Origin of the sequence: Pseudomonas sp. GOM6 (assembly GCF_029537485.1) — a bacterium.
Lineage (GTDB): Bacteria > Pseudomonadota > Gammaproteobacteria > Pseudomonadales > Pseudomonadaceae > Aquipseudomonas.
In genome coordinates this window covers 409,710-434,699 of the sequence record NZ_JARPUS010000001.1, presented here as the reverse complement: position 1 = coordinate 434,699, position 24,990 = coordinate 409,710, and the positions used below count along the sequence as shown (strand labels likewise).

Here is a 24,990-nt window from a genome sequence, read left to right as displayed (position 1 = left end):
GCACCGAGCTAATCCCCGGCACAGTGCGGGTTCACAGAGGGTGTACGCCGCCGTCTACCGGCGCCTGCAGGACCAGCCCGCCCGCCGTGGTGGCCTTCGGCTTGATCAGGCTGAAGTCGATCAGGTTCTGCGGCTGGTGCGGGTCGCCGATCAGCAGCGGCATCGGCTTGAAGTCACGGCTGACCAGGCTTTTGCTGGAGTCCAGCTCGGCAAAGCTCAGCCCGGCCAGCTCGGCCCAGGTATGGATCAGATTGGCACTGCTGTAGGGACGCTGCTGGGCAAAGCGATAGTCCCTGCCTTGCCACTTGGGTGACTGCCAGAGCATGAAAGGAATGGTGTACATCGGGCTGGTCGGCGCCGCCTCGTTACGTCCCAGCACCTCGGGCTTGGCGGCATCGAACACCGCCTCGCCATGGTCGGACAGGTACAACAGGAAACCGTTGGGGTCGGTGGCGGCAAAGCGCTTGATCAGGCTGGACACCACGAAGTCGTTGTACAGCACCGCATTGTCGTAGCTGTTGTAGGTGGGCAGTTGGTCATCGGTGACATGCGCCGGCGCGCCGCTGCGGTCGGTAAAACGTTCGTACTCAGGCGGATAGCGATACTGATAACTCATGTGAGTACCGAGCAGGTGCACCACGATGAACTTGCGCGGCGCGGAATCAGCCAGCACCTTGGCGAAGGGGTCGAGCACATCACCGTCATACTGGCGGGCGTTCTGCTCGCGGTTGTTGTTCAGGTAGACCTGTTCGTCGGCCTCCTTGGAGAAGGTGGTGAGCATGGTGTTGCGCTTGGTCATGGTCTGCTGGTTGGTGATCCAGTAGGTGCGATAACCGGCCTGCTGCATCAGGCTGACCAGCGACGGCGTCTTCAGGTAGGCATCCGGGTGCTGCTGATCGGCAAAGGTCAGCACCTGCTGCAGGGCCTCGATGGTATAGGGCCGCGGCGTGACCACGTTATCGAACAGCTGCAACTGGTCGCGCAGCTTGTCCAGCTCCGGCGTGGTTTCGCGAGCATAGCCATACAAGCTCATGCGCTGGCGGTTGGTCGACTCGCCGATGACCAGCACCAGCGTCGCCGGCTGCCCCGCATGGGCATCCTGCAACGCGGTCAGTGGGGCGATCTTGCTGGCGCCATCGAGCAGGTCCTGCATATTGGCCAACTGGCTGCGGTACTGCTGATAGCCCACCAGCAACTGCCAGGGCGTGGCCGGCTCCAGACGTGCGGCAAAGTGATCGAAAGCGCTGCGGGGATCATCCTGCTTGATGAACTGGCGGATCGCGGGGTAGCCCAGCGAAAGGGTGAACAACGCCACACTGGCCAGCAGCGCCGCACGACGCGGCAGATAGACCGGGCGCACCTTGCGCCACAGCAGCCAGGCACCGAGACCGTAGGCCAGATAGACCGGCACCATCCACCAGGCAAAGTACTGCGCCAGGTATTCGCTGCCTTCGCTCAGGTTGGACTCGAAGAGGATGAAGATGACGCTCTGCGAGAACTCCTGACCGTAGATCAGGAAGTAACCGAACGCCGCCAGCGAGCAAAGCCACAGAGGCACGCCGATCAGCGCAGCCAGCAGACGTGCCCGCGCGGGGAACAGCAGCAGCGGGATCAGCCACAGGCTGCTCAAGAGAAAAGCCTGGCGAAAGCCGGTAAAACCGGCCGTGCCGGTCAGCTGGATCAACCCCTGGGTCACGCCGGAGAAGTACCAGAAAAACAGGAAGGCCCAGCCCAGGCCGGCCCAGTCGACCCGGCCAGCACGCCCGGCAGGAGTTTGCACAGTGGTCATCGCGGCTCACCCATGAGAGAAAACCACGCCACTGTGCCTAGGCCATTGTTAAAAAAGCGTCAAGCCGCCAGGCCCTACTCCAGATGAAAGTGCGCGGTATTTTGCGCCAGACTGCGGCTGCCCTGCCCCAGGCGGTCAGCCACGCCATGTACCGTCTGCGCCCCCTGCAACAGCTCGGAGGCGGCCTGGTCGACGCGCTGGATATTGCCGCTGACCTCCTCGGCCGTGGCTGCCTGCTGCTCCACGGCGGCGGCGATCTGGGTAAGCATGTCGCTGACCCGCTGCACGGCACCGGCAATCTGCCCCAGGTGTTCGCCCAACTCGGTCACCGAGCCGGCCTCGACCTCGGCCTGGCCGCAGGCGGCCTGCATCAGCTCGACGGACTGCAGCACCACACGCTGCAGGGCTTCGACCGTGGCGCTGATCTCGCGGGTCGATTCCTGGGTGCGCTGCGAGAGCGAACGCACCTCGTCGGCGACCACGGCAAAGCCGCGGCCGGCCTCGCCAGCGCGGGCAGCCTCGATGGCGGCATTCAACGCCAGCAGGTTGGTCTGCTCGGCGATGCTCTTGATCACATCCACCACCCTGTCGATCTGCTGCGCCTGCTCCCGCAGTTCGCCCAGCGCGGCAGCCGTGTCGCCCAGCCGCGCGGTCAGCTGATGCATGCTGGCGGTGGTCTGCTGACTGCGCTGGTTGCTCTGCTCGGCAATCTGCCGGGTCTGGCTGGCATCCTGCGCGGCCATCTCGCAGTTCTCCGCCACGCTCTGCGCGGTGGCCGCCATCTGCGTGGCGGCTGCGGCGATCTGGCTGACCTGCTGCTGTTGTGCTTCCACGGCGGCAAGAGCACGCTGCGCCTCGTCACCGAGCACCAGCACGGTGTCGCTCAGTTCGGCGCTCTCACGGTTGACACCCTGCAGCGATCCCCGCAGTTGCGCCACGGCATCGTTCAAGGCCGCGCCGATCAGGGCCAGCTCATCCTTGCCGTGCACAGACACATGGCGGCGCAGATCGCCATCGCGCAACGACTGCGCCAGCGAGGTGATGCGCCAGCTGCTGCCGCGGATCGACGCCTGCAGGCAGGCCAGGGCATAGAGTGCCAACAGTACCAGTACACCGAAGGCGCTGAGGGTCAGAATCAGTGCCTGCAGCGCCTTGCTGCGATATTGCAGCAAGCGCTGATCGAGCGCCTGCAGGGTGGCCTGTTGCAACTGCTCGACCTGGCGATGCGCACCGTCCATGCCCTGCTCGAACGCCGCCACGTCGAGCGTCAGGCCGGCATCGCCGTACATTTTCTGATCCAGTTCGGCGAGCCAGGCATCCAGCGCTTCAAGGCTCTGCGCATAGCTCTGCATCCAGCTGGACAAGGACTTCGGCAGCTCGTCCCGCAGGCGCTCGCCGAGCTTGCCCAGCTGCTGGCGCGAGACGCCGGTGGCGCTGCGAATTTCCCGCAGCTGCAGACGGCTCTGCAGGCTGAACTGCCCGGCCGCCACCGCGCCCTGACCGACGCTGGCGAGCACGCCGAGTTGCTGCTGCAGGCGCGGCGCATCCTGGGTGGCCAATTGCATCAGCAGATAGGTTTCCAGCCAGGGGTCGAGAATCAGCCCGCTCTCGGTCGCCACCAACTCGCGTAGCACGTTGAGCTGCTGCAGAGCCAGGCTGTAGCGGTCGTAGGCATCCGGCCACCAGCCGACGCTGCTCAGGGCCTGGGCGCGCAAGCCGTCGCGCTGCCCGCGCAGGGCCTGCAGGCTGTTCAGCAGCGGTTCACTGGCGCCCTCGTCCGTGAGGGTCTGCTGCAATTGGTCGAGCGCCTGGTCCAGATCACTCTCGCGCTGCTGCAGGCGGGCCATGGCGGCCTGGGTTTCATCCGTGGCCTGACGGCCACGCTCGGTGGACTTCCAGCGGGCCGTAAGGTTGCGCTGCTCCACCAGGGCTCGCTCGACACGGTCCAGCGCCTGCAACTGGATCACCCCGGAGTGCTCGCTATCGACCACCTCGAGCTTGCCCAGGTAGTTGTCGCCAATCGACCAGGCAGCGTAGCCGAGCGGCAGCAGGAACAGCAGCGCCAGCAGCTGGAACTTGCGGGCGAAGCTGAATTTTTCCAGGGCTCCCACCCCGGGCAGCAACAGCGCATTCATCGTCGAACTCCTGAATCGGACGAAACTGCGAAAGGTCTGGACTAGCAAATGCCGAGCCACGCACCTCGCAGTTTGCAGCTATCCGCCAATCGTCGCGCGCACCAGGCCAGGACGCCGGAGGGTTACGCAAGACTGGCTGACTTCACAGGGTTAACGATAGAAGCATTGCGCCATCGAGGTGCGAAAAGGCGTCACGTTGAAGGTCGCACGCACACGAGGGCAACCGCGCGTGAGGCTATACGCTTGAATCGCGCCCCAGCTCCTGCACCAGAAAGTCGACAAATGCCCGCACCTTGGGCTGCAGGTAACGGCGCGTCGGATAGATGGCATAGAGCTGCGTCTGCACCATCTGCCACTCCTTCAGCACCGCCTGCAGACGCCCGGCGGCCAGGTCTTCGCGCACATAGAGCTCTGGCACCAGGCTGACGCCATGCCCGCCGCGCAACGCCGTACACAGTGCCAGGCTGGAGTTGACCCGGTAGCGCCCGTGTACCGCTATCCGGCGCGTCTCTTCGCCACGCTGGAACACCCACTCAGTGGCATGCCCGGACAAGGTGAACTGCACGCACTCCAGCCGGCGCAGGTCATCCGGTTCGGATGGCACCCCATGACGTCGGAAATACTCGGGCGAGCCGCACAACACATGGTTGAGCGTGGTCAGCTGGCGCGCCACCAGGCTGGAGTCCTCCAGGCGATCGCTGCCGCGCAGCGCCAGGTCGAAGCCATCCTTGATCAGGTCGACGCGCCGATCCTCCAGCTGCAGGTCCAGCGACAACTGCGGGTAGCGTTCGAGAAAACGCGGTACCAGCTCGGCCAGGCGCACCAGGGTGAATGACATCGGCGCGCTGACCCTTAGCGTGCCGCTCGGTTGCTGCTGCAGCGGCCCCAGCGACTGGTCCGCCTCGCTCAGGTCATCGAGCACCCGCGCCACCTGCTCGTAATAGCGACTACCCGCCTCGGTCAGGCTCAGTCGCCGCGTGGTGCGATTGAGCAGGCGCGCCGCCAGATACGCCTCCAGCTCGTTGATGTTCTTGCTCACCGCAGCCGGCGACAGGTTCAACTGACGCGCAGCGGCAGCAAAGCTGCCGAGCTCGACCACCTGGCGAAAGACATTAAGGGCCGTAAAGCGGTCCATGCATTCAACACTCTGAGTAAATAGATCGTTAATATTAACGTCGATTATCAATCCTGGAGTGACGAATTAGCCTGTCCTCAATCCCACTCGACAGGTGTCACCCCATGCATCCACTACTCGAAGCCATCGCCCAACGCAGCTCCCTAAACAGTTTCGACCCGCAGGCCCGTCTGGATGACTCGACCATCCACGAATTGATCGGCTGGGCCAGCCGCGCGCCCAGCGCCTTCAACCTGCAGAACTGGCGCTTCATCGCCGTGCGCAGCGACGCCGCCAAACAGCGCCTGCGCCAGCTGGCCTGGGACCAGCCCAAGGTCAGCGAGGCCGCCGTGACTTTCATCCTCTGCGGCGTATTGCCGGATACCGACCAGCTACCGGCGCGCCTGCAGCCTTCGGTCGAGGCCGGTTTCATGCCGGCGAACATGCCCAGCAGCTGGCAGCAGGCCGCCAAGCAGCTGTACGCCGACTCGCCACGGGCACGACGTGATGAAGCGATACGCAGTGCCACCCTCGCCGCCGCCACACTGATGCAGGCCGGCCAGGCGCTGGGCCTCGGCGCCTGCCCGATGACCGGCTTCGACGCCCCGGCCGTCGCCACCCACTTCGGTCTGGGTACCGACGAAATCCCGGTGATGCTGGTCGCCATGGGCCGCGCCGCACCCGGCAACTGGCCGCAGAAACCGCGCCGCCCGCTGCAGCAGATTCTCGAACTCGCCTGAGGTAACGTCATGAGCCGCTCGACCGATCTTCTGCTCACCGCCCTTGCCCCGGCGATCTGGGGCAGCACTTACGTGGTCACCACGCTGCTGTTGCCGCCGGATTATCCGCTGACCATGGCCCTGCTGCGCGCCCTACCGGCAGGCCTGTTGCTGCTCGTGCTGGTGCGCCAGCTGCCACAGGGACGCTGGTGGGGCCGCGTATTCCTGCTCGGCGCGCTGAACTTCTCGCTGTTCTGGAGCCTGCTGTTCGTCGCCGCCTATCGCCTGCCCGGCGGGGTCGCCGCCACCCTCGGCGCCCTGCAGCCGCTGCTGGTGATCGGGCTGGCCCGCCTGAGCCTGGGCACGCCCATCCGCAGCCTGGCCATCGTCGGCGCGCTGGCGGGAATGTTCGGCGTAGCGCTACTGGTGCTCACACCTCAGGCGACACTGGACCCGCTCGGCATCGCCGCTGGCCTGCTCAGTGCGCTATCCATGGCGCTGGGTGTGGTGCTCAGCCGTCGCTGGCAGCCGCCGACCTCGACCCTGACCTTCACCGCCTGGCAACTGGTGGCTGGCGGCGTGCTGCTGATCCCCCTGGTTCTGCTGCTGGAGCCGACGCCACCGAGCCTGTCGCTGGCCAACCTGGCCGGCATCGCCTACCTGAGCCTGATCGGCGCCGCCTTCACCTACCTGCTGTGGTTCCGCGGCATCGCCCGCCTGGAACCGGCGACAGTGTCCTCGCTGGGCTTCCTCAGCCCGGTCAGTGCCGTACTGCTCGGCTGGGGGCTGTTGCAGCAGAGCCTCAGCCCGCTGCAGCTACTGGGCATGCTCGTCGTACTGGGCAGCGTCTGGCTCGGCCAGCTCGCTCAACGCGTAGCGCCCCAAAGCGCTTTGCTGCACCGCTAAAGAAAAAGCCCCCGGGGATCACTCCGCCGGGGGCTTTCATTCACTGCGCGAGACTTAGACCTTGCTGCGCTCGTAGCGCTTGCGGTCGTTCTCATTGAGCATCTTCTTGCGCAGACGGATCGACTTCGGCGTCACTTCCACCAGCTCGTCATCGGCGATGAATTCCAGCGCCTGCTCGAGGGTGAACTTGATCGGCGGAACCAGGGCAATGACCTCGTCCTTGCCGGAAGCACGCATGTTGTCGAGCTTCTTGCCCTTGGTCGGGTTGATCACCAGGTCGTTGTCACGGCTGTGGATGCCGGCCAGCTGGCCTTCGTAGATCTCGTCGCCCGGGCTCAGGAACAGCTTGCCACGGCTCTGCAGGGTTTCCAGCGAGTAGGTCAGCGCGGTACCGGTGGCCATCGAGACCAGCACGCCGTTCTGGCGGTTGCTGACTTCACCGGCCTTGATCGCGCCGTAGTGGCTGAAGGTCGAGGTCAGGATGCCGCTGCCCGAGGTCAGGGTCAGGAAGTTGTTACGGAAGCCGATCAGGCCACGCGCCGGAATGGTGTATTCCAGGCGAATACGGCCCTTGCCGTCGGGGATCATGTTGGTCAGATCGCCCTTGCGCAGACCCATCTGCTCCATCACTGCACCCTGGTGCTGTTCTTCGATGTCGATGGTGACGTTCTCGTACGGCTCCTGCTTCTCGCCGTCCTTCTCGATGATCACCACTTCCGGACGGCCCACGGCCATCTCGAAGCCTTCGCGGCGCATGGTTTCGATCAGGACCGACAGGTGCAGCTCACCACGACCGGAAACCTTGAACTTCTCGGCGGAGTCGCCAGCGTCAACGCGCAGGGCCACGTTGTGCAGCAGTTCCTTGTCCAGACGGTCCTTGATGTTGCGGCTGGTGACGAACTTGCCTTCCTTACCGGCGAACGGCGAGTCGTTGACCTGGAAGGTCATGCTCACGGTCGGCTGGTCGACGGTCAGCGGCGGACGCGCTTCGACGTGCTGCGGGTCGCACAGGGTGTCGGAGATGAACAGCTCGTCCATACCCGAGACGCAGACGATGTCGCCGGCTTCGGCTTCGGCCACTTCCACGCGCTGCAGGCCGGAGTGGCCCATGATCTTGAGGATACGACCGTTGCGCTTAGAGCCGTCGTCGCTGATGGCCACCACCGGGGTGTTGGCCTTGATCTTGCCGCGCGCGATGCGGCCGATGCCGATCACGCCGAGGAAGCTGTTGTAGTCCAGCTGGGAGATCTGCATCTGGAACGGGCCGTCGACGTCAACGTCCGGGGCCGGTACGTGGTCGATGATGGCCTGGAACAGGGCATCCATGTTGTCGTCCATCTTCTCGTGGTCCATGCCGGCGATGCCGTTCAGGGCCGAGGCGTAGACGATCGGGAAGTCCAGCTGCTCGTCGGTGGCGCCGAGGTTGTCGAACAGGTCGAAGATCTGGTCGATGACCCAGTCCGGACGCGCGCCCGGACGGTCAACCTTGTTCACCACCACGATCGGACGCAGGCCGGCCTTGAACGCCTTCTGGGTCACGAAACGGGTCTGCGGCATCGGGCCGTCCTGGGCGTCGACCACCAGCAGCACGGAGTCGACCATGGACATCACGCGCTCAACCTCACCGCCGAAGTCGGCGTGGCCGGGGGTGTCGACGATGTTGATGTTGTAGCCGTTCCATTTGATGGCGGTGTTCTTCGCCAGAATGGTAATGCCGCGCTCTTTTTCCTGGTCGTTGGAGTCCATCACGCGCTCGGATTCCGCTTCTTTGCGGTCGAGGGTGCCGGAGAGCTTCAGCAGCTTGTCTACCAGGGTGGTCTTGCCATGGTCGACGTGGGCGATGATGGCGATGTTGCGTAGTTTTTCGATCACGATGTCGTCTCGATTGAGGATTCTGAAAGCTATGGCCTGGCAGTCTGCCTGGCCGTTGTGAATAGGCGATTACGTCAGGCGCGGGTCGGGAGGCCGCCGGCGGCGTACCTCGGCCAGCAGGCGCGTGGTTCTAGCGTGGGCGGTAGACGCGCACATTGGCATGCCCCTCACTGAGCAAATGGTGAGCATGCAGGCGACTCATCACGCCCTTGTCGCAATACAGCAGGTACTGGCGAGTCTCATCCAGTTCCTTGAATTTGTTGTTCAGCGCATAGAACGGCAGAGGCTGTACCTCGATGCCCGGCAACTCCAACGGCTCGTCCTCGGCGGCATCCGGGTGGCGGATGTCGATAATGATCTGCCCGGCCAGCGCCTCGGCCACTTCCTCGACCTGCACATCCTGGCCCAGCTCGTCGATGACCTTGTCCACGGTCACTCGCGTGGCGCGCTCCAGGGCGCGCTCGAGCACGGCCATATCAAACAGACTTTCTTCATGCTCGATGCGGCCGCGCTTGGCACGGGTAGTCGGGTTGACCGAGATCACCCCGCAGTACTCGGGCATATTCTTGGCGAACTCGGCGGTGCCAATGGCCGTGGCGGTGTCGATGATGTCCTGCTTGTGCGCGGTGATCAGCGGACGCAGCACCAGGGTGTCGGTGACCGAGTCGATCACCGAGAGGTTTGGCAGGGTCTGGCTGGAGACCTGGCTGATCGCCTCGCCGGTGACCAGAGCATCGATGTGCAACTCTTCGGCGATACGGCTGGAAGCGCGCAGCATCATGCGCTTGAGCACCACGCCCATCTGGCTGTTGTCGACCTTGGAGAGGATCTCGCCGACCACTTCCTCGAACGGCACACTAATAAAAAGCACGCGGTGCGAGCTGCCGTACTTCTGCCACAGGTAGTGCGCCACCTCCATTACCCCCAGTTCGTGGGCACGACCACCGAGGTTGAAAAAGCAGAAGTGGGTCAGCAGGCCGCGGCGCATGATCTGGTAGGCGGCCACGGTCGAATCGAAGCCGCCGCTCATCAGCACCAGGGTCTGCTCGATCGAGCCCAGCGGGTAGCCGCCCAGGCCTTCGTGCTGGGCGTGGACGATCAGCAAACGGTCGTAGCGCACTTCGAAACGCGCCTCGACCTCGGGCTTCTTCAGGTCGATACCCGCGGCGCCGCACTCGCGGCGCAGGCGGCTGCCGACATGGGTGGCCAGCTCCACCGAGGAAAAGTCATGGGTATTGCCGGCGCGCTTGCAGCGCACGGCAAACACCTTGCCGGCGATCTGCGCACCGAAATGGGCACGGCATTTCTCGAAGGTGTCATCGAAATCGACGTAGGGATATTCGTGCACTTCGAGGAAGTGGGCGATGCCCGGCGTGTTGCGCAGGCGCTCGAACATCTCGGCCTGCACCTTCGGTGAGCTGACCTGGCTGATCAGGTCAAGGTTGTCCCACTCGCCCTGCACGTCCAGCGCCGGATCCAGATCGCGCAGCACCGTGCGGATGTTCTTGGCCAGCTGGCGGATGAACTGCTTGCGCACCGGCCGGCTTTTGATGGTGATTTCCGCGAAGGGTTTGACGATGAGTTTCATGGGAAAACGGGCGCCGGGAGCTAGGCCAAAAAACAGGGGCGCGGATTATAGCGGAAATTGCTCAAGCTTTAACCAAAAACCGCAAAAGCAGGTTTAATGCACCAATTTGGCGCCTAATGATTTTTTAAAGCACCAGATAAGTGCATAAAAGCGCTCAAAAAAACGCCTCAGCCCCCGCCACCCTTGCGCCGCAGCCATTCTGCCCATTCCGGGGCACTGGCACGCAATTTGCTCCCTTGTGAGGCAGTCAGGTCTGGCCGACTATCGCGCCCGGCCTTACGCCAATTTTTCGGAGACAGGTAAGTGCCTGTCTCCTTTCCACCTGGAGGACAGCATGTCGAAGGCGATTCAACTGATCAAAGAACACGACGTGAAGTGGGTTGACCTGCGCTTCACCGACACCAAGGGCAAGCAGCAGCACGTGACCATGCCGGCCCGTGACGCCCTGGACGAAGATTTCTTCGAGCACGGCAAGATGTTCGACGGCTCCTCCATCCACGGCTGGAAAGGCATCGAAGCCTCCGACATGATCCTGCAGCCGGTCGACGAAACCGCCGTGCTGGACCCGTTCACCGAAGAGCCGACCGTCATCATCGTCTGCAACATCATCGAGCCGAGCACCATGCAAGGCTACGACCGTGACCCGCGCTCCATCGCCAAGCGCGCCGAGGAATACCTGAAGACCACCGGTATCGGTGACACCGTATTCGTCGGCCCGGAGCCTGAGTTCTTCATCTTCGACGAAGTGAAGTTCAAGTCCGACATCTCCGGCTCCATGTTCAAGATCTTCTCCGAACAGGCTGCCTGGATGACCGACGGCGACGTCGAAGGCGGCAACAAGGGTCACCGCCCGGCCGTCAAAGGTGGCTACTTCCCGGTTCCGCCGGTCGACCACGACCACGAAATCCGTACCGCCATGTGCAACGCCCTGGAAGAAATGGGCCTGGTCGTTGAAGTGCACCACCACGAAGTGGCCACTGCCGGTCAGAACGAAATCGGCGTGAAGTTCAACACCCTGGTGGCCAAGGCTGACGAAGTTCAGACCCTGAAGTACTGCGTACACAACGTGGCCGACGCCTACGGCAAGACTGCTACCTTCATGCCGAAGCCGCTGTACGGCGACAACGGTTCGGGTATGCACGTGCACATGTCCATCTCCAAAGATGGCAAGAACACCTTCGCTGGCGAAGGCTATGCCGGCCTGTCCGACACCGCCCTGTACTTCATCGGCGGCATCATCAAGCACGGTAAGGCCCTGAACGGCTTCACCAACCCGTCCACCAACTCCTACAAGCGTCTGGTGCCGGGCTTCGAAGCTCCGGTCATGCTGGCCTACTCGGCTCGCAACCGTTCCGCCTCGATCCGTATCCCGTACGTTTCCAGCCCGAAAGCCCGCCGCATCGAAGCGCGCTTCCCGGACCCGGCTGCCAACCCGTACCTGGCCTTCGCTGCACTGCTGATGGCCGGTCTGGACGGTATCCAGAACAAGATTCACCCCGGCGATGCTGCCGACAAGAACCTGTACGACCTGCCGCCGGAAGAAGCTGCCAACATCCCGCAGGTATGCGGCAGCCTGAAGGAAGCGCTGGAAGAGCTGGACAAGGGCCGTGCGTTCCTGACCAAGGGCGGCGTGTTCTCCGACGACTTCATCGATGCCTACATCGAGCTGAAGTCCGAAGAAGAAATCAAAGTACGCACCTTCGTACACCCGCTGGAATACGACCTGTACTACAGCGTCTAATCCATCGCGGTTAGTAAAGAGGCCTCCTTCGGGAGGCCTCTTTTTTTCTGCCATTTTGTTGCACCAGACCACGCCCCACCGCCGCGCCGCTTGCCAACCCGCAGCTGCGATGCAACTCTTGCCGCAGGATCACTCAGGAGCCTGACGATGCGCCTGCTTACTGCCTGCCTGCTCTGCGCCCTGGCCTTGCCGGCCGCCGCCCAGATCTACAAATACACCGATGCCAACGGCAACACTGTGTTCACCAACCAGCCACCGGAAGGCCAGAGCACGGAAGCCGTGAGCCTGCCGCCGACCAATACGGTGGAATCACAGAAGCCCGTCGTTCCAGCGCAATCGGCAGAGCCCGAGGCCAGCGGCCCACCCTACCAGGCGCTGGAGCTGACCGACCTGCCCAGCGAAGAAGCCCTGCGTGCCAACAACGGCACCTTCAGCGTTAACGTCAACATCGTTCCACGCCTGATGCCGGGGCATCGGCTACGCCTGCTGCTGGATGGCCAACCCTACGGCCAACCGAGCAACGTACCGCGCCTGCAGGTGGTCAATGTCGACCGTGGCGAACATAGTCTGGCTGTAGAAGTACTCAGCGGTGAACGCCAGGTACAACAGAGCGCACCGGTGATCTTTACCGTGCAGCGCATCAGCACCAACAGCCCGGCACGCGTCACGCCCCCCAAACCCACACCCCGCACGCCCTGATCACCAAGGAGCCCCATGCCCCGCCTGTTGTTCTGCCTGCTAGTTGGCCTGCTCTGCCTGCCCGCACACGCCGGGGTCTACACCTATATCGACGCCGAGGGCAACCGGGTGTTCACCGACCAGCCGCCCTCGGAAAAGGCCCAGCGGGTGGAGATTGCACCGAGTAATAAAATGGCGCCCACTCAGGCTCCGCCAGCCGCCATACCGGCCTACCCAACCACACGGGTCGAGCCGGCCTATGACGTGCTGCGCATCCTGGTGCCCGAGCCCGATGCCACCATTCGCGATCCGGCCGGCAACCTGATCGTCACTGCCAGCAGCGACCCTTCCCTGCACGCTGGGCATAGCTTCCGCCTGATCCTGGACGGCCAACCCTCCGGTGAGACTGGCCGCAGCCCGGTATTCCCGCTGGAAAACATCGACCGCGGCACCCACCAGATTTCCGTGGAAATCATCGACAGTCAGGGCCGCATCGTCGAACGCACGCCCAGCCAACCCTTTCACATGAAACGCATCTCGCTGGCCGAGAAACGCCGCACCAATCCGTGCAAAAAAGGCGACTGGGGCGTACGCCCGGAGTGCCCGATCGCAGACAAACCCAAAGAACCCAGAGACATCCCCTTCGTGCCCTTCATTTGATCAGGCACCAAATCGGTGCATAAGAATGCACCGAGATCTATGCTCTCCCTGTTTTGGTTCACTCGCAGCGCCAGCAGCTGCGCCGAAACATGGCCTGACCCGCGCCTGCAGCAAAAACCACGCGTCTTTTCGGGGCTTTGGTTTGCTTCTTGCATTTTCCTGCCCATTGCCAGGACCCTGCCATGATCAACGACGCACTGCATCGCCTACTGCTGGACAACCTGACCACCGCCACCATCCTGCTCAACGCCGAGTTGTGCCTGGAGTACATGAATCCGGCGGCGGAAATGCTGCTGGCAGTCAGCGGCCAGCGTAGCCACGGCCAGTTCATCAGCGAACTGTTCACCGAATCACCGGAAGCACTCAGCTCGCTGCGCCAGGCCGTTGAGCACGCCCATCCGTTCACCAAGCGTGAGGCCATGCTCACCGCGCTCAATGGCCAGACGCTGACCGTCGACTATGCCGTGACGCCGATCCTCAGCGCCGGCAAGACCCTGCTGCTGCTGGAAGTACACCCGCGCGACCGCCTGCTGCGCATCACCAAGGAAGAGGCGCAGCTGTCCAAGCAGGAGACCACCAAGCTGCTGGTCCGCGGCCTGGCCCACGAGATCAAGAACCCGCTCGGCGGCATCCGTGGCGCGGCCCAGTTGCTGGCCCGCGAGTTGCCCAACGAGGGCCTGCGCGACTACACCAACGTGATCATCGAGGAAGCCGACCGCCTGCGTAACCTGGTTGACCGCATGCTCGGCTCGAACAAGCTGCCGTCACTGGCAATGACCAACGTCCACGAGGTGCTGGAGCGCGTCGCCAGTCTGATCGAGGCCGAAAGCCAGGGCAGCATCACCCTGGTGCGCGACTACGATCCGAGCATTCCGGACGTGCTGATCGACCGCGAGCAGATGATCCAGGCCGTCCTCAACATCGTGCGCAACGCCCTGCAGGCGCTGTCTGCACAGAGCGACCTGCGCCTGGGCCGCATCAGCCTGCGCACGCGCACCCTGCGCCAGTTCACCATCGGCCACACCCGCCACCGCCTGGTGGTGAAGATGGAGATCATCGACAACGGCCCCGGTATTCCGCAGGACATGCAGGAAACCATCTTCTACCCCATGGTCAGTGGTCGTCCGGATGGCACCGGACTGGGCCTGGCCATCACCCAGAACATCATCAGTCAGCATCAGGGCCTGATCGAGTGCGAGAGCCATCCCGGCCATACCGTGTTCTCGATCTTCCTGCCGCTGGAACAAGGAGCCATGCACACATGAGCCGCAGTGAAACCGTCTGGATCGTCGATGACGACCGCTCCATCCGTTGGGTGCTGGAAAAGGCCCTGCAGCAGGAGGGCATGACCACCCAGAGTTTCGACAGCGCCGACGGCGTGCTGAGCAAGCTGAGCCGCCAGCAGCCGGACGTGATCATCTCCGACATCCGCATGCCCGGTGCCAGCGGCCTCGACCTGCTGGCGCAGATCCGTGACCTGCACCCGCGCCTGCCGGTGATCATCATGACCGCCCACTCCGACCTGGACAGCGCGGTCGCCTCTTACCAGGGTGGCGCCTTCGAGTACCTGCCCAAGCCGTTCGACGTCGACGAGGCCGTATCCCTGGTCAAGCGCGCCAACCAGCACGCCCAGGAGCAGCAGGGCCTGGAAGCCCCGGCGGCATTGAGCCGTACTCCGGAAATCATCGGTGAAGCACCGGCGATGCAGGAGGTGTTCCGCGCCATCGGCCGCCTCTCCCACTCCAATATCACCGTGCTGATCAACGGCGAGTCGGGTACCGGTAAAGAACTGGTCGCCCACGCCCTGCACCGTCACAGCCCACGCGCGGCGGCGCCGTTCATCGCGCTGAACATGGCGGCGATTCCCAAGGACCTGATGGAGTCCGAGCTGTTCGGCCATGAGAAAGGCGCTTTCACCGGCGCCGCCAACCAGCGCCGCGGGCGCTTCGAGCAGGCCGACGGCGGCACCCTGTTCCTCGATGAGATCGGCGATATGCCGGCCGACACCCAGACCCGCCTGCTGCGCGTGCTGGCCGATGGCGAGTTCTACCGGGTCGGGGGCCATACGCCGGTCAAGGTTGATGTGCGCATCATCGCCGCCACCCACCAGAACCTCGAATCCCTGGTGCAGGCCGGCAAGTTTCGCGAGGACCTGTTCCACCGCCTCAACGTGATCCGTATCCATATCCCGCGCCTGGCCGATCGCCGCGAGGACATCCCCACCCTGGCCCGCCACTTCCTCGCCCGGGCCGCCCAGGAGCTGGCGGTGGAGCCCAAGCTGCTGAAGAGCGAGACCGAGGATTACCTCAAGCACCTGCCCTGGCCCGGCAACGTACGCCAGCTGGAGAACACCTGCCGCTGGATCACCGTGATGGCCTCCGGGCGCGAGGTGCATGTCGATGACCTGCCACCGGAACTGCTGACCCAGCCGCAGGAAAACGCCCCGGCCACCAACTGGGAGCAGGGCCTGCGCCAGTGGGCCGACCAGGCGCTGGCGCGCGGCCAGTCCAGCCTGCTCGACAGCGCCGTACCGGCCTTCGAGCGGATCATGATCGAGACGGCCCTCAAGCACACCGCCGGGCGCCGCCGCGATGCCGCCGTACTGCTGGGCTGGGGCCGCAATACCCTGACCCGCAAGATCAAGGAGCTGGGCATGAAGGTCGATGGCGGCGACGACGACGACGGCGACGACTGATCCCGTGAGCCCGTGAGCCCGGCGCAACGCCGGGATCACTGCTCTCTGCTCTCCAGCAACAGCGGCACGCAGGCAAACTGCGTCCACCTCTCCTACGCACTTCCTCTCAAACCTCTGCGCCACCACCAGCCTGCAAGCCCATGCACACAGGCATCTTCCCTATGGCCCGGCCAATCCAATAAAATACAATCATTATCAAATAAGATAATGACTCAATAATATCTGCCCTCCGGAAACTCCCTCGACATGCGCCTTACCCTGCTCGCCCTCTGTGTCTTGAGCTGTCACGCCCCTGCTGTTTGGGCCGAAAGCACACCGCTGCAACTGGACGCCACCAACATCGATGCCAACGCCGAAAGCACAGAACGCCCAGACGGTCCCGTCAAGGGCTACCATGCCACGCGCTCAGCCAGCGCCACGCGCACCGACAGCGCCGTACACGACACGCCGCAATCCATCAGCATCGTTACTCGCGACGCACTGGAAGACACCGGCGCAACCCGGCTGACGGACGCCCTCGACTATGCCGGCGGCGTCGGCCGTGGCAACAACTTCGGCGGCCAGGGCCTGACCGGCTACACCGTGCGCGGTTTCACCAGCGGTGAGTTCTATCGCAACGGCTTCCCGGTCAACCGTGGCTACCCGAATGCACCGGACGCCTACAACATCGAACGAGTCGAAGTCCTGCGCGGCCCCGCCTCGACCCTCTACGGCCGCAGTGATCCCGGCGGCACCTTCAATGTGGTGTCCAAGCAGCCGCAGGCCGAGAGCCACCTGGTGGTGGGCAGTCAGCTCGATGACCAGGGTATGCAACGCGGCACCCTGGATGCCACTGGCGCGCTGGACGAAGAGCAGCGCCTGACCTATCGCCTGAATCTGGTCGGCGAAGGCGGGGAAAGCTTCCGCGACAATGTGGAGAGCGAACGCTATGGCGTCACGCCCATGCTCAGCTGGCAAGCCACCGACGCCACGCGGATCACCCTGGAAGCCGACATCCTGCGCAACAACCACCCACTGGATCGCGGCCTGACCCGCTATGCCAATCAGGCCGGTACCGCCTCGCGCGACACCAACGTGTGGGGCGAAGGCAGCGACAACATGCTGCACAACGACAACGAAATGGTGCAGCTACGCTTCGAGCACCTGCTCAACAACGACTGGACAATGGCCGGTGGCGTGCAGTACCTCAACGGCACCCTGCAGGGCAATGCCGTGGAAGCCAACGGCCTGCAGGCCGACGGCCGAACACTCGGGCGCAACTTCAGCTGGCGCAAGCTGGAATGGGATGACCGTGACGCGCAGCTGAACCTGACCGGGAACTTCTCCGCCCTGGGGCTGGAGCACACCCTGATCACCGGCATCGAATATGAAGACTACGACTACAAGTCGCTGATCCGCCGCTCCAGCGGCTCTACCACTGCCTACCCGGTCGACCTCTTTGACCCACAACTCGATCAGGCACGCCCGGCACTGACCCGGACACCCACCGACAACTACGAAACGCTCGACACCATGGCCGCCTTCATCCAGGACCAGGTGCAGCTGACCGAGCGCCTGCAAGCGCTGATCGGTGTGCGCTTCGAGCACTTCGACCATGAGTACCGCGACTATGTCTCGGGCAGCGGCTGGAGTAACGAGGACAATGCCACGACGCCTCGCGTCGGGCTGACCTACCGCCTGACCGACAACCTCAACGCCTACGTCAACGCCTCGCGCTCGTTCAAACCCAACAGCGGCGCCAGTCGCCAGGGCGATGGCTTCGACCCGGAGGAAGGCAAGGCCTACGAGATGGGCCTGAAATGGCAGTCGCCCGACCAGCAGTACAGCGTCGACGCGGCGATCTATCACATCGTCAAACAGAACGTGCTGACCGTCGACCCGGTCGACGTCAACTACCAGATCGCCGCCGGTGAAGTACGCAGCCGCGGCTTCGACCTCAACATCACCGGCAACCTGACTCCCGAGTGGAAGGTGATCGCCGGTTACGCCTATGTCGATGCCGAAGTGACCGAAGACAACTCGATTCCCGAAGGCACACGTCTGGCCAACATCCCGCGCAACAGCGCCAGCCTGCTGAACGTCTATGAGTTCCAGGATGGCATCGCCCGCGGCCTGGGCCTGGGCGCCGGCATCAAGTATGTCGACGACCGTGCCGGCAAAACCGATGCGACCTCCTTCGAGATGGAGGACTACACCACGGTCGACCTGCTGAGCTACTACCAGGTCAACGAGCAGCTGCGCCTCAACCTCGACCTGAAGAACCTGTTCAACGAGGACTATGAGGAAAGCGGGTTCCAGAACTATGCCTACCCTGGCGCACCGCGCACGGTGCAGGCCGGCTTCACCTATAGCTTCTACTGAAACGCTGGGGCGTTATGATGGCCACGAGTTAGCCTCGTGGCCTGAACCAGACAAAACGGGCCTGCGGGCCCGTTTTCATTGCCGGCGGATAAATACTCTGCGCAAATGCTGACTAAATGGTGCCTCCCGCGGGCTCACCGCCGTCTTCACGGCGAACCTATTCACTTATCAGGCTGCCATGTCCTCATCGCTGAATGACACCCTGCGCCAGCTCTGGGCGCGCGAGAAGTTCACCTATGGCGTTCGGGTGTTCATCGCCCTCGCCGGTGCCATGGCGCTGTGCTGGTACCTGGAACGCATCGAGTTCGTCATCCCGCTGTTCCTCGGCTGCATCGCCAGCGCGCTGGCCGAGAGCGATGACCACTGGCGCGGGCGCCTGCAGGCGCTGATCGTGACCCTGATCTGCTTCGCCGCCACCGCCAGCGCCGTACAACTGCTGTTTCCGACGCCGCTACTGTTCGGCGCCGGCCTGGCCCTGGCGGCGTTCGGCATGACCCTGCTCGGCGGCATTGGCGAGCGCTACGCGGCGGTCGCTTCGGCCACCCTGATTTTGGCGATCTATACCGCCATCGGTCTGGAGCATCGCGGTGGTGCCCAGGGCATCTTCTGGCAGGAGCCTTTGCTGCTGATCTGCGGCGCGGCCTGGTACGGCCTGCTGGCGGTACTGTGGAGCGCACTGTTCAGCCAGCAGCCGGTGCAGCAGGCACTGGCGCGGGTGTTCGACGAACTGGGCACCTATCTGCGCCTGAAAGCCTCGCTGTTCGAGCCGGTGCGCAAGATCGACATCGAGGCCCGCCGCCTCGAACTGGCACGGCAGAACGGCCGGGTGGTGAGCGCGCTGAACCTGGCCAAGGAAATCATCCTCAACCGTATGAGCCGCAAGCGCAGCGGACAGAAGACCAATCGCTACCTCAAGCTGTATTTCATCGCCCAGGACATCCACGAGCGCGCCAGCTCTTCGCACTATCCCTACAACGCTCTGGCCGAGGCCTTCTTCCACAGCGACGTGATGTTCCGCTGCGGCCGCCTGCTCAGCCAGCAGGGCAAGGCCTGCCAGGCGCTGGGCCGGGCCATCCGCCTGCGCCAGCCGTTCGACTACAACGACAACAGCCAGGCCATGGCCGAGCTGGATGCCTCGATGAACTATCTGCGCGAGCAGAACAACCCGGCCTGGCGCCGTCTGCTGCGCGCCCTCGGCGCTCTGGCCGGCAACCTGGCGACGCTTGAACGCAAACTGACCAGCGCGAGCAACCCGGACGCCCTGGCCGACGAGCAGGACAGCGCCCTGCTCGACCGCTCGCCGCAGAACCTCAAGGACGCCCTGACCCGCCTGCGCCAGCACATCACGCCGACTAGCCTGGTGTTCCGCCACGCCTTGCGCCTGTCCATCGCCCTGCTCGCCGGCTATGGCCTGCTGCACTGGATTCACCCACAGCAGGGCTATTGGATTCTGCTCACCACACTGTTCGTTTGCCGCCCCAGCTATGGCGCCACCCGTCTGCGCCTGGTGCAGCGGGTCAGCGGCACCATGCTCGGCCTGGTGCTGGGCTGGGCACTGATCCGCCTGTTCCCCGACCCGCTGCTGCAGTCGCTGTTCGCCGTGGTCGCCGGCGTGGTGTTCTTCACCAACCGGGTCGACCGCTACACCCTGGCCACCAGCGCCATGACCCTGGTGGTGGTGCTGTGCTTCAACCAGATCAGCGATGCCTATGCCCTGCTCTGGCCACGCCTGGTGGATACCGTACTGGGCACGGTGATCGCCGGCCTGGCGGTGTTCTTCATCCTGCCCGACTGGCAGGGGCGCAAACTCAATCAGGTGCTGGCCAGCACGCTCAGCAGCAACAGCCGCTACCTGCTGCAGATCATGCAGCAGTATGAGTCCGGCGCCCGCGACGACCTGAGCTATCGCCTGGCCCGGCGCAACGCGCACAACGCCGACGCAGCGCTGTCGACCACCCTGTCCAACATGCTGCTGGAGCCCGGCCACTTCCGTAAGGATGCCGAAACCGGCTTCCGCTTCCTGGTGCTGTCACACACCCTGCTCAGCTACCTGTCAGCCCTCGGCGCCCACCGTGCCAGCCTGGCCGACGATGCCAGCGATGCCCTCCACGACCGCGCCGTGGCGCATATCAGTCAGACCCTGGACGCCATCGCCGGCAACCTGCGCGACGGCCAGCCCGTGGCGGTGTATGACGAACAGGATCAGGCCCTGGCCGAGGAGCTGGAGCAACTGCCCGACGAGATGGACGAGGGCCATCGTCTGGTGCAGGTGCAGCTCGGCCTTATCTGCCGCCAGCTGGCGCCGTTGCGCACGCTGGTGGCGCACCTGCAGAAGCGTCAGCCGCAGCAGGGTGAGGCCAAGGCGGCTTGAGCTGTGGCAGGACCTGCCTTTCTGTGGGAGCGGCTTCAGCCGCGAAAGCCCTCCCTGCAAAAGCGCTGCGCAGGGTGAAATCCTGGGAAACACCTGAGCCGCAGAGCCATCGCGACTGAAGTCGCTCCCACAAAAAGCGCCTGAACACCGGGCTACGCGACGACTGCCCCCAGGCACCGCCGCGCTTTCCGCTAGAATGCGCGCCTTCCACGAACAACCGAGGTGCAACCCTTGTCCTTCTTCCCGGTCATCATCATCGGCGCCGGTGCCGCGGGCCTGATGTGCGCAGCCAAGGCCGCCGCACGCGGGCGCAGCGTGCTGCTGCTGGATCACGCCAATAAACCGGGCAAGAAGATCCTGATGTCCGGCGGCGGGCGCTGCAACTTCACCAACCTGTACTGCGAGCCGGCCAACTTCCTCTCGCACAACGCACACTTCTGCAAATCGGCCCTGGCCCGCTACAGCCAGTGGGACTTCATCGAGCTGGTGGTCAAGCACGATGTGCCTTACCACGAGAAGAAGCTCGGCCAGCTGTTCTGCGACCGCAAGGCCAGTGACATCCTCAACATGCTGCTGGCCGAATGCGACGAGCACGGCGTCGACCTGCGCCTGGACACCTCGGTCGAAACCATCGCCAAGACCGACAGCGGCTACCGTCTGCACACCAGCGCCGGCGAGTTCAACTGCGAGTCGCTGGTGATCGCCACAGGCGGGCTGTCCATTCCCACCCTCGGCGCCACCGGCTTCGGTTACCAGGTGGCCAAACAGTTCGGCCACAACCTGCTGCCGACCCGCGCCGGCCTGGTGCCGTTCACCATCACCGAGCCGCAGCTCAAGGCGCTGTGCACGGAACTGTCCGGCACCTCGGTGGAAGATTGTGTAGTCAGCTGCAACGGCCAGAGCTTCAAGGAGAACATTCTGTTCACCCATCGCGGCCTGAGCGGCCCGGCGATCCTGCAGATTTCCTCCTACTGGCACCCGGGTGATGCCATCGAAATTGATCTGCTGCCGCATATCGACCTGCCCGAGTGGCTGGCCACCCAGCAGCGCGAACGTCCCAATACCGAGTTGAAGACCCTGCTGGCCGAACTGTTCACCAAGAAGATGGCCACCCTGCTGGCCGAACAGTGGTTCGTCAGCAAACCGCTCAAGCAGTACACCCCGGCCGAGCTGGGTGCAGTCGCGAACCGCTTGAACGAGTGGCGCCTGGTGCCTGCCGGAACCGAGGGTTACCGCACCGCCGAGGTGACCCTGGGCGGCATCGATACCCGCGAGGTGTCTTCGAAGACCATGGAGTCGCAAAAATCGCCGGGGCTGTACTTCATCGGCGAGGTGCTGGACGTCACCGGCCACCTGGGCGGCTTCAATTTCCAGTGGGCCTGGGCCTCGGCGCATGCGGCGGCCGAGTACGTTTAAGCCTGACAACAAGCACGGCGGCCAGCCGCGAACGGAGCGCTCGTAGCCTGTCTGCCCCAAGCCCCGAGGCAGGGCTGAGCCCTCAGGGCCAGGGCTGCCAGTGTTCCTGCCCCTGCAAGGCGGGACCGACGCGGTCGAGTTCAACATTGGCCTTGAACACCTTGAGCGCCGCGCTGAAACGCTGCTCGATTGCAGCGCCACGCGTGCTATCCGCCACCAGCCAGAGAGCCTGATAGTCGGCGAAGCGAACCGCCTGCAGTTGTTCACGCAAGCCCATGCGGTCGATCTCCACCTCGACGTTCAACGGCGCCAGCACATAGCCCTGAATACGCCCGAGCATGAGCTTCTCCAGGCTGCTGCGGATGGTGTTGCTGGGCAACGCCGGAAAGCCGAGCACCTCGGCATGAGCGCGATCGGTTTCCACCCGATAGGGAAAGGCCAGGGTATCAAGCTCCGGCCGGGGCCCGATCCGTGCCTGCAGTTGCTCCAGGCGCCAGCTGCGCCCCAGCAGCGGGGCCAGCGCCTCCTGCAGCTCGGAACTCAAGCCACTGTCGACGAGTTTTTTCTCCGTGAGCAGCCAGCCTGGCGCCAGCAGCTGCTCGCGCCGCAATGGCTCCATGCGCCGACTGTAGAGGGCAAAATTCACCTGCCCCAGCGCCTGCCGGCCATAGCGCAGACCTGCAGGCGCCTGTGGCAGGCCGATATAGGGCATCTGCAGGTCGGCCTGCCCCTGACGTACCAACAGCAAGGAGCGCGCAAAGGGCACTACGCGCACGTCCAGACTCACCCCGTCGAGCTGGCGATCCAACACCTCCAACTGCGCCAGCAATGGGCCGCTACCATCACGCTCAGCCAGCCCCGGCAACTCTGCCACGGCCACCACCCAGCGCTCTTCGGCCTGCGCGGGTAGCCAAAAGAAAGCCCCCATAAGCAGGGGAAGGAGAACGCTAGTGCAGGGTTTTGGCAATCTCATCGACGTCCGCCCAGTGCTTGATCAGCAACTCCAACTCGCCACGCGCATTGATCAAATTGAGTGGCGGTGCCAGCTTCTGATAGGCCGCCAGGGTCTGCAGCTGAGGTAACTCAGGCTCGGCATCGTTCACCCTCGACACGTGGTAGTGAGCCAGGTTGACCAGATCGATCAGATCCAGGCCCGGCCCGCCGCTGTATTGCCAGTTACCCGTGCAGCGGATCACCTGGATGTACTCGTCATCCACCGTCCACTGCTTCAACAAAATCACGCCCAGCGACCCGCTGTATTCTCGGCACAACTTGGCATACAGCGGCGTGGAGGGAATCTGCGCCCCGTCCTTGAACGCCGACAGCACTGCCAGGGAGCCCACCTCTCCCAGCAGGCAAGCCAGCAGCGCGTGCTCCGGCGTCACCCGTCCCAGTAGGCGGGAAAGCACAACGCATATACCCGCCTTGAGCGTGAGGCGCCCCCAAACATCGGTAAACAGCTGCTTGTGCCCTGGGCTGTGCAGGGTGAACAGGCTCTTGACGCTGTGCACCATGGTGATGCGATCCACCTCGCGCAGGCCAAGCTGGGCTATCACGTCCTGCAGGGACCTGGGGGCTACCGGATGACGGTAGAGGGCGCACGAGGCATGCTTCATCAGCAGTGCCGACAAGGCTGGATCACGGCCGATCAGGCGCGCCAGAACTGCCGTATTCACCGCCCCATCCTTTAACGCGCGGCGAATTTCCAGCGTCAGCTTCGGCAGGCTCGGCAACTGCTCCTGCCCCTGCATGAGCTGGGATATCACCCGCCGGTAGATCGCATACTCGGACACTTCACCCGCCAATGTGCACCTCCGCCTCTCCCCATCGAGTGTAGGTGGAGGCACAGGTCACGGCGGCACAAATAAAAAGGGCGGATTAAAAAGTCCGCCCTTGGCTGGTGGTTCGAACAGTCCTCAGTAAGGGCAGTTCTGACGGTACTCGGAGATGCTGTAATCCGCCGAGTGGTTGGGGCCGCAGAGGAACTGGCTGTAGCGGGTATCGAAGTCGATGAAACGCTTCATCCAGGCGATGCCGTACATACCCAGCAGGCGCTCGTCCGGGTAGCCGGAGTTGGCACAGAAGTGCGAGCCGTTGTTGATCTCCAGAAAGGCCTTGGGTGTCGAGTTGGGAAGACGGTTGTAGAACGGCGAAGCATGAACAGCGACAGGGGCAACGACATCGGACTCACAGGCCAGAATCAGGGCAGGCGTGTTGATCTCGTTGAAGCGGTTGAAACCCGCATAGTAAGGCGCCTGCGGGATGATGGCGTTGATCGAGCGCTGCGTGGACAGCTTCAGCGAACCGCCGCCCCCCATCGACCAGCCAATAGCGCCCAGACGGGTACTGTCGATCTTGTTGTACAGCGGGCTGGTGCGTGAGTTGCTTTGGCTGATCAGGTAGTCCAGTGCGCTGCTGAGCTGGTTAGCGCGGCTGTCGCCAGGCGCGGCCCCCACCATTCGATGCTGCTCTCATAGGACAGATAGCCGGGAATGACAGCGATGGCCCCCATCTTGCCGGTGGTGTTGGTCGGGTAATACACCGTGCTGTTGCCAAAACCACGCAGGAAGCCGGACACACTGAAGCGGGAAACACTGAATGGTCCGGAGTTGGCCTTCAGCGAGGCTTCGGTGGGGTTTGGTCCGCGGGTGCAGTTACTGCAGGGAGCAGATGGGCTGGGAGCTGAAAAGGTATAGGAGCAGGCCAGCAGAGACGCTGCAAAAAGGGCCAACCTGGCCAGGGAAAGTTTGCCGTTCATCACAGTCACCTTCATTAGTTTTTGTTGTTAAAAAGCCGTTGCCATAACGCATCAGCATAAGGCCGCGAACAAAAAAACTAACAAGGCGGGAAAATGACAACAATCAGTAATCACGCGCAGTTCATACAAGCGCGTCACTCCGAAAATTGCAGACTAAGAGGGGAAAGCCGAACGGCTTTCCCCTGGA

19 protein-coding genes are annotated in these 24,990 nt (G+C 63.6%); 10 read left to right on the top strand and 9 right to left on the bottom strand.

Annotated elements, in window-relative coordinates; translation table 11 throughout:
- Positions 1 to 31: 31 nt before the first annotated feature.
- The 3 genes from cptA to P7A97_RS02040 all read right to left on the bottom strand — a co-directional run bounded on the left by cptA (position 32) and on the right by P7A97_RS02040 (position 5,059).
- Positions 32 to 1,789, bottom strand: a complete 1,758-nt coding sequence (gene cptA, locus P7A97_RS02050) for a phosphoethanolamine transferase CptA (RefSeq protein WP_277688256.1) — start codon at positions 1,787 to 1,789, stop codon at positions 32 to 34.
- 74 nt (positions 1,790 to 1,863) lie between these two features.
- Complete coding sequence (locus P7A97_RS02045) at positions 1,864 to 3,924, bottom strand: methyl-accepting chemotaxis protein (protein WP_277688255.1); 2,061 nt, start codon at positions 3,922 to 3,924, stop codon at positions 1,864 to 1,866.
- A gap of 235 nt (positions 3,925 to 4,159) precedes the next feature.
- Complete coding sequence (locus tag P7A97_RS02040; RefSeq protein ID WP_277688254.1) at positions 4,160 to 5,059, bottom strand: LysR family transcriptional regulator; 900 nt, start codon at positions 5,057 to 5,059, stop codon at positions 4,160 to 4,162.
- 104 nt (positions 5,060 to 5,163) lie between these two features.
- Between P7A97_RS02040 and P7A97_RS02035 the strand changes: the two genes are divergently transcribed.
- Together P7A97_RS02035 and P7A97_RS02030 are read left to right on the top strand one after the other, a co-directional pair.
- Positions 5,164 to 5,778 (top strand): nitroreductase family protein, encoded by a 615-nt coding sequence (locus tag P7A97_RS02035; RefSeq protein ID WP_277688253.1) that lies wholly within the window; start codon positions 5,164 to 5,166, stop codon positions 5,776 to 5,778.
- A gap of 9 nt (positions 5,779 to 5,787) precedes the next feature.
- The gene (locus P7A97_RS02030; RefSeq protein ID WP_277688252.1) at positions 5,788 to 6,663 is read left to right on the top strand and encodes an EamA family transporter; all 876 of its coding nucleotides are present in this window, start codon (positions 5,788 to 5,790) and stop codon (positions 6,661 to 6,663) included.
- A 54-nt stretch (positions 6,664 to 6,717) separates the two neighbouring features.
- Here P7A97_RS02030 and typA read toward each other — a convergent pair whose 3' ends face one another.
- Positions 6,718 to 8,535: a translational GTPase TypA gene (gene typA / locus P7A97_RS02025; protein ID WP_277688251.1), complete on the bottom strand. Its 1,818-nt coding sequence runs from the start codon at positions 8,533 to 8,535 to the stop codon at positions 6,718 to 6,720.
- A gap of 130 nt (positions 8,536 to 8,665) precedes the next feature.
- A complete protein-coding gene (gene thiI / locus P7A97_RS02020; protein ID WP_277688250.1) occupies positions 8,666 to 10,123 on the bottom strand; it encodes a tRNA uracil 4-sulfurtransferase ThiI in 1,458 nt (485 codons plus the stop codon).
- 334 nt (positions 10,124 to 10,457) lie between these two features.
- On the opposite strand from thiI, the gene glnA reads away from it, so the two are divergent.
- The 8 genes from glnA (at position 10,458) to P7A97_RS01980 (ending at position 22,045) form a co-directional block, all read left to right on the top strand.
- Positions 10,458 to 11,864 carry a glutamate--ammonia ligase gene (gene glnA / locus P7A97_RS02015; RefSeq protein WP_277688249.1) on the top strand — a complete coding sequence of 469 codons (1,407 nt, stop codon included), beginning with the start codon at positions 10,458 to 10,460 and terminating at the stop codon, positions 11,862 to 11,864.
- Positions 11,865 to 12,011: 147 nt separating this feature from the next.
- Positions 12,012 to 12,563 (top strand): DUF4124 domain-containing protein, encoded by a 552-nt coding sequence (locus P7A97_RS02010; RefSeq protein WP_277688248.1) that lies wholly within the window; start codon positions 12,012 to 12,014, stop codon positions 12,561 to 12,563.
- Between the two features lie 15 nt (positions 12,564 to 12,578).
- The gene (locus P7A97_RS02005; protein WP_277688247.1) at positions 12,579 to 13,202 is read left to right on the top strand and encodes a DUF4124 domain-containing protein; all 624 of its coding nucleotides are present in this window, start codon (positions 12,579 to 12,581) and stop codon (positions 13,200 to 13,202) included.
- Between the two features lie 182 nt (positions 13,203 to 13,384).
- Entirely contained in the window at positions 13,385 to 14,467 is a 1,083-nt protein-coding gene (glnL, locus tag P7A97_RS02000; protein ID WP_277688246.1) for a nitrogen regulation protein NR(II), read from the top strand.
- Positions 14,464 to 15,897, top strand: a complete 1,434-nt coding sequence (gene ntrC / locus P7A97_RS01995) for a nitrogen regulation protein NR(I) (RefSeq protein ID WP_277688245.1) — start codon at positions 14,464 to 14,466, stop codon at positions 15,895 to 15,897. The genes glnL and ntrC overlap by 4 nt, the downstream gene beginning before the upstream one ends.
- Before the next feature lie 246 nt (positions 15,898 to 16,143).
- Complete coding sequence (locus P7A97_RS01990; protein WP_277688244.1) at positions 16,144 to 18,258, top strand: TonB-dependent siderophore receptor; 2,115 nt, start codon at positions 16,144 to 16,146, stop codon at positions 18,256 to 18,258.
- 178 nt (positions 18,259 to 18,436) lie between these two features.
- Positions 18,437 to 20,629, top strand: a complete 2,193-nt coding sequence (yccS, locus tag P7A97_RS01985; protein ID WP_277688243.1) for a YccS family putative transporter — start codon at positions 18,437 to 18,439, stop codon at positions 20,627 to 20,629.
- 231 nt (positions 20,630 to 20,860) lie between these two features.
- Entirely contained in the window at positions 20,861 to 22,045 is a 1,185-nt protein-coding gene (locus P7A97_RS01980) for an NAD(P)/FAD-dependent oxidoreductase (protein WP_277688376.1), read from the top strand.
- 82 nt (positions 22,046 to 22,127) lie between these two features.
- Here P7A97_RS01980 and P7A97_RS01975 read toward each other — a convergent pair whose 3' ends face one another.
- The 4 genes from P7A97_RS01975 to P7A97_RS01960 form a co-directional block, all read right to left on the bottom strand.
- Entirely contained in the window at positions 22,128 to 22,973 is an 846-nt protein-coding gene (locus P7A97_RS01975) for a hypothetical protein (RefSeq protein ID WP_277688242.1), read from the bottom strand.
- A 19-nt stretch (positions 22,974 to 22,992) separates the two neighbouring features.
- Positions 22,993 to 23,838 (bottom strand): HDOD domain-containing protein, encoded by an 846-nt coding sequence (locus P7A97_RS01970; protein ID WP_277688241.1) that lies wholly within the window; start codon positions 23,836 to 23,838, stop codon positions 22,993 to 22,995.
- 123 nt (positions 23,839 to 23,961) lie between these two features.
- Positions 23,962 to 24,504 (bottom strand): hypothetical protein, encoded by a 543-nt coding sequence (locus tag P7A97_RS01965; RefSeq protein ID WP_277688240.1) that lies wholly within the window; start codon positions 24,502 to 24,504, stop codon positions 23,962 to 23,964.
- Positions 24,441 to 24,803, bottom strand: a complete 363-nt coding sequence (locus tag P7A97_RS01960; protein WP_277688239.1) for a hypothetical protein — start codon at positions 24,801 to 24,803, stop codon at positions 24,441 to 24,443. Before P7A97_RS01960 ends, P7A97_RS01965 begins: the two co-directional genes overlap by 64 nt.
- Positions 24,804 to 24,990: the final 187 nt, after the last annotated feature.

Bases quoted from the DNA above. Each gene is read 5' to 3' on its own strand.
- cptA (WP_277688256.1), bottom strand. From the start codon at position 1,789: ATGACCACTGTGCAAACTCCTGCCGGGCGTGCTGGCCGGGTCGACTGG.
- P7A97_RS02045 (WP_277688255.1), bottom strand. From the start codon at position 3,924: ATGAATGCGCTGTTGCTGCCCGGGGTGGGAGCCCTGGAAAAATTCAGC.
- P7A97_RS02040 (WP_277688254.1), bottom strand. From the start codon at position 5,059: ATGGACCGCTTTACGGCCCTTAATGTCTTTCGCCAGGTGGTCGAGCTC.
- P7A97_RS02035 (WP_277688253.1), top strand. From the start codon at position 5,164: ATGCATCCACTACTCGAAGCCATCGCCCAACGCAGCTCCCTAAACAGT.
- P7A97_RS02030 (WP_277688252.1), top strand. From the start codon at position 5,788: ATGAGCCGCTCGACCGATCTTCTGCTCACCGCCCTTGCCCCGGCGATC.
- thiI (WP_277688250.1), bottom strand. From the start codon at position 10,123: ATGAAACTCATCGTCAAACCCTTCGCGGAAATCACCATCAAAAGCCGG.
- glnA (WP_277688249.1), top strand. From the start codon at position 10,458: ATGTCGAAGGCGATTCAACTGATCAAAGAACACGACGTGAAGTGGGTT.
- P7A97_RS02010 (WP_277688248.1), top strand. From the start codon at position 12,012: ATGCGCCTGCTTACTGCCTGCCTGCTCTGCGCCCTGGCCTTGCCGGCC.
- P7A97_RS02005 (WP_277688247.1), top strand. From the start codon at position 12,579: ATGCCCCGCCTGTTGTTCTGCCTGCTAGTTGGCCTGCTCTGCCTGCCC.
- glnL (WP_277688246.1), top strand. From the start codon at position 13,385: ATGATCAACGACGCACTGCATCGCCTACTGCTGGACAACCTGACCACC.
- ntrC (WP_277688245.1), top strand. From the start codon at position 14,464: ATGAGCCGCAGTGAAACCGTCTGGATCGTCGATGACGACCGCTCCATC.
- P7A97_RS01990 (WP_277688244.1), top strand. From the start codon at position 16,144: ATGCGCCTTACCCTGCTCGCCCTCTGTGTCTTGAGCTGTCACGCCCCT.
- yccS (WP_277688243.1), top strand. From the start codon at position 18,437: ATGTCCTCATCGCTGAATGACACCCTGCGCCAGCTCTGGGCGCGCGAG.
- P7A97_RS01975 (WP_277688242.1), bottom strand. From the start codon at position 22,973: ATGGGGGCTTTCTTTTGGCTACCCGCGCAGGCCGAAGAGCGCTGGGTG.
- P7A97_RS01965 (WP_277688240.1), bottom strand. From the start codon at position 24,504: ATGGTGGGGGCCGCGCCTGGCGACAGCCGCGCTAACCAGCTCAGCAGC.
- P7A97_RS01960 (WP_277688239.1), bottom strand. From the start codon at position 24,803: ATGAACGGCAAACTTTCCCTGGCCAGGTTGGCCCTTTTTGCAGCGTCT.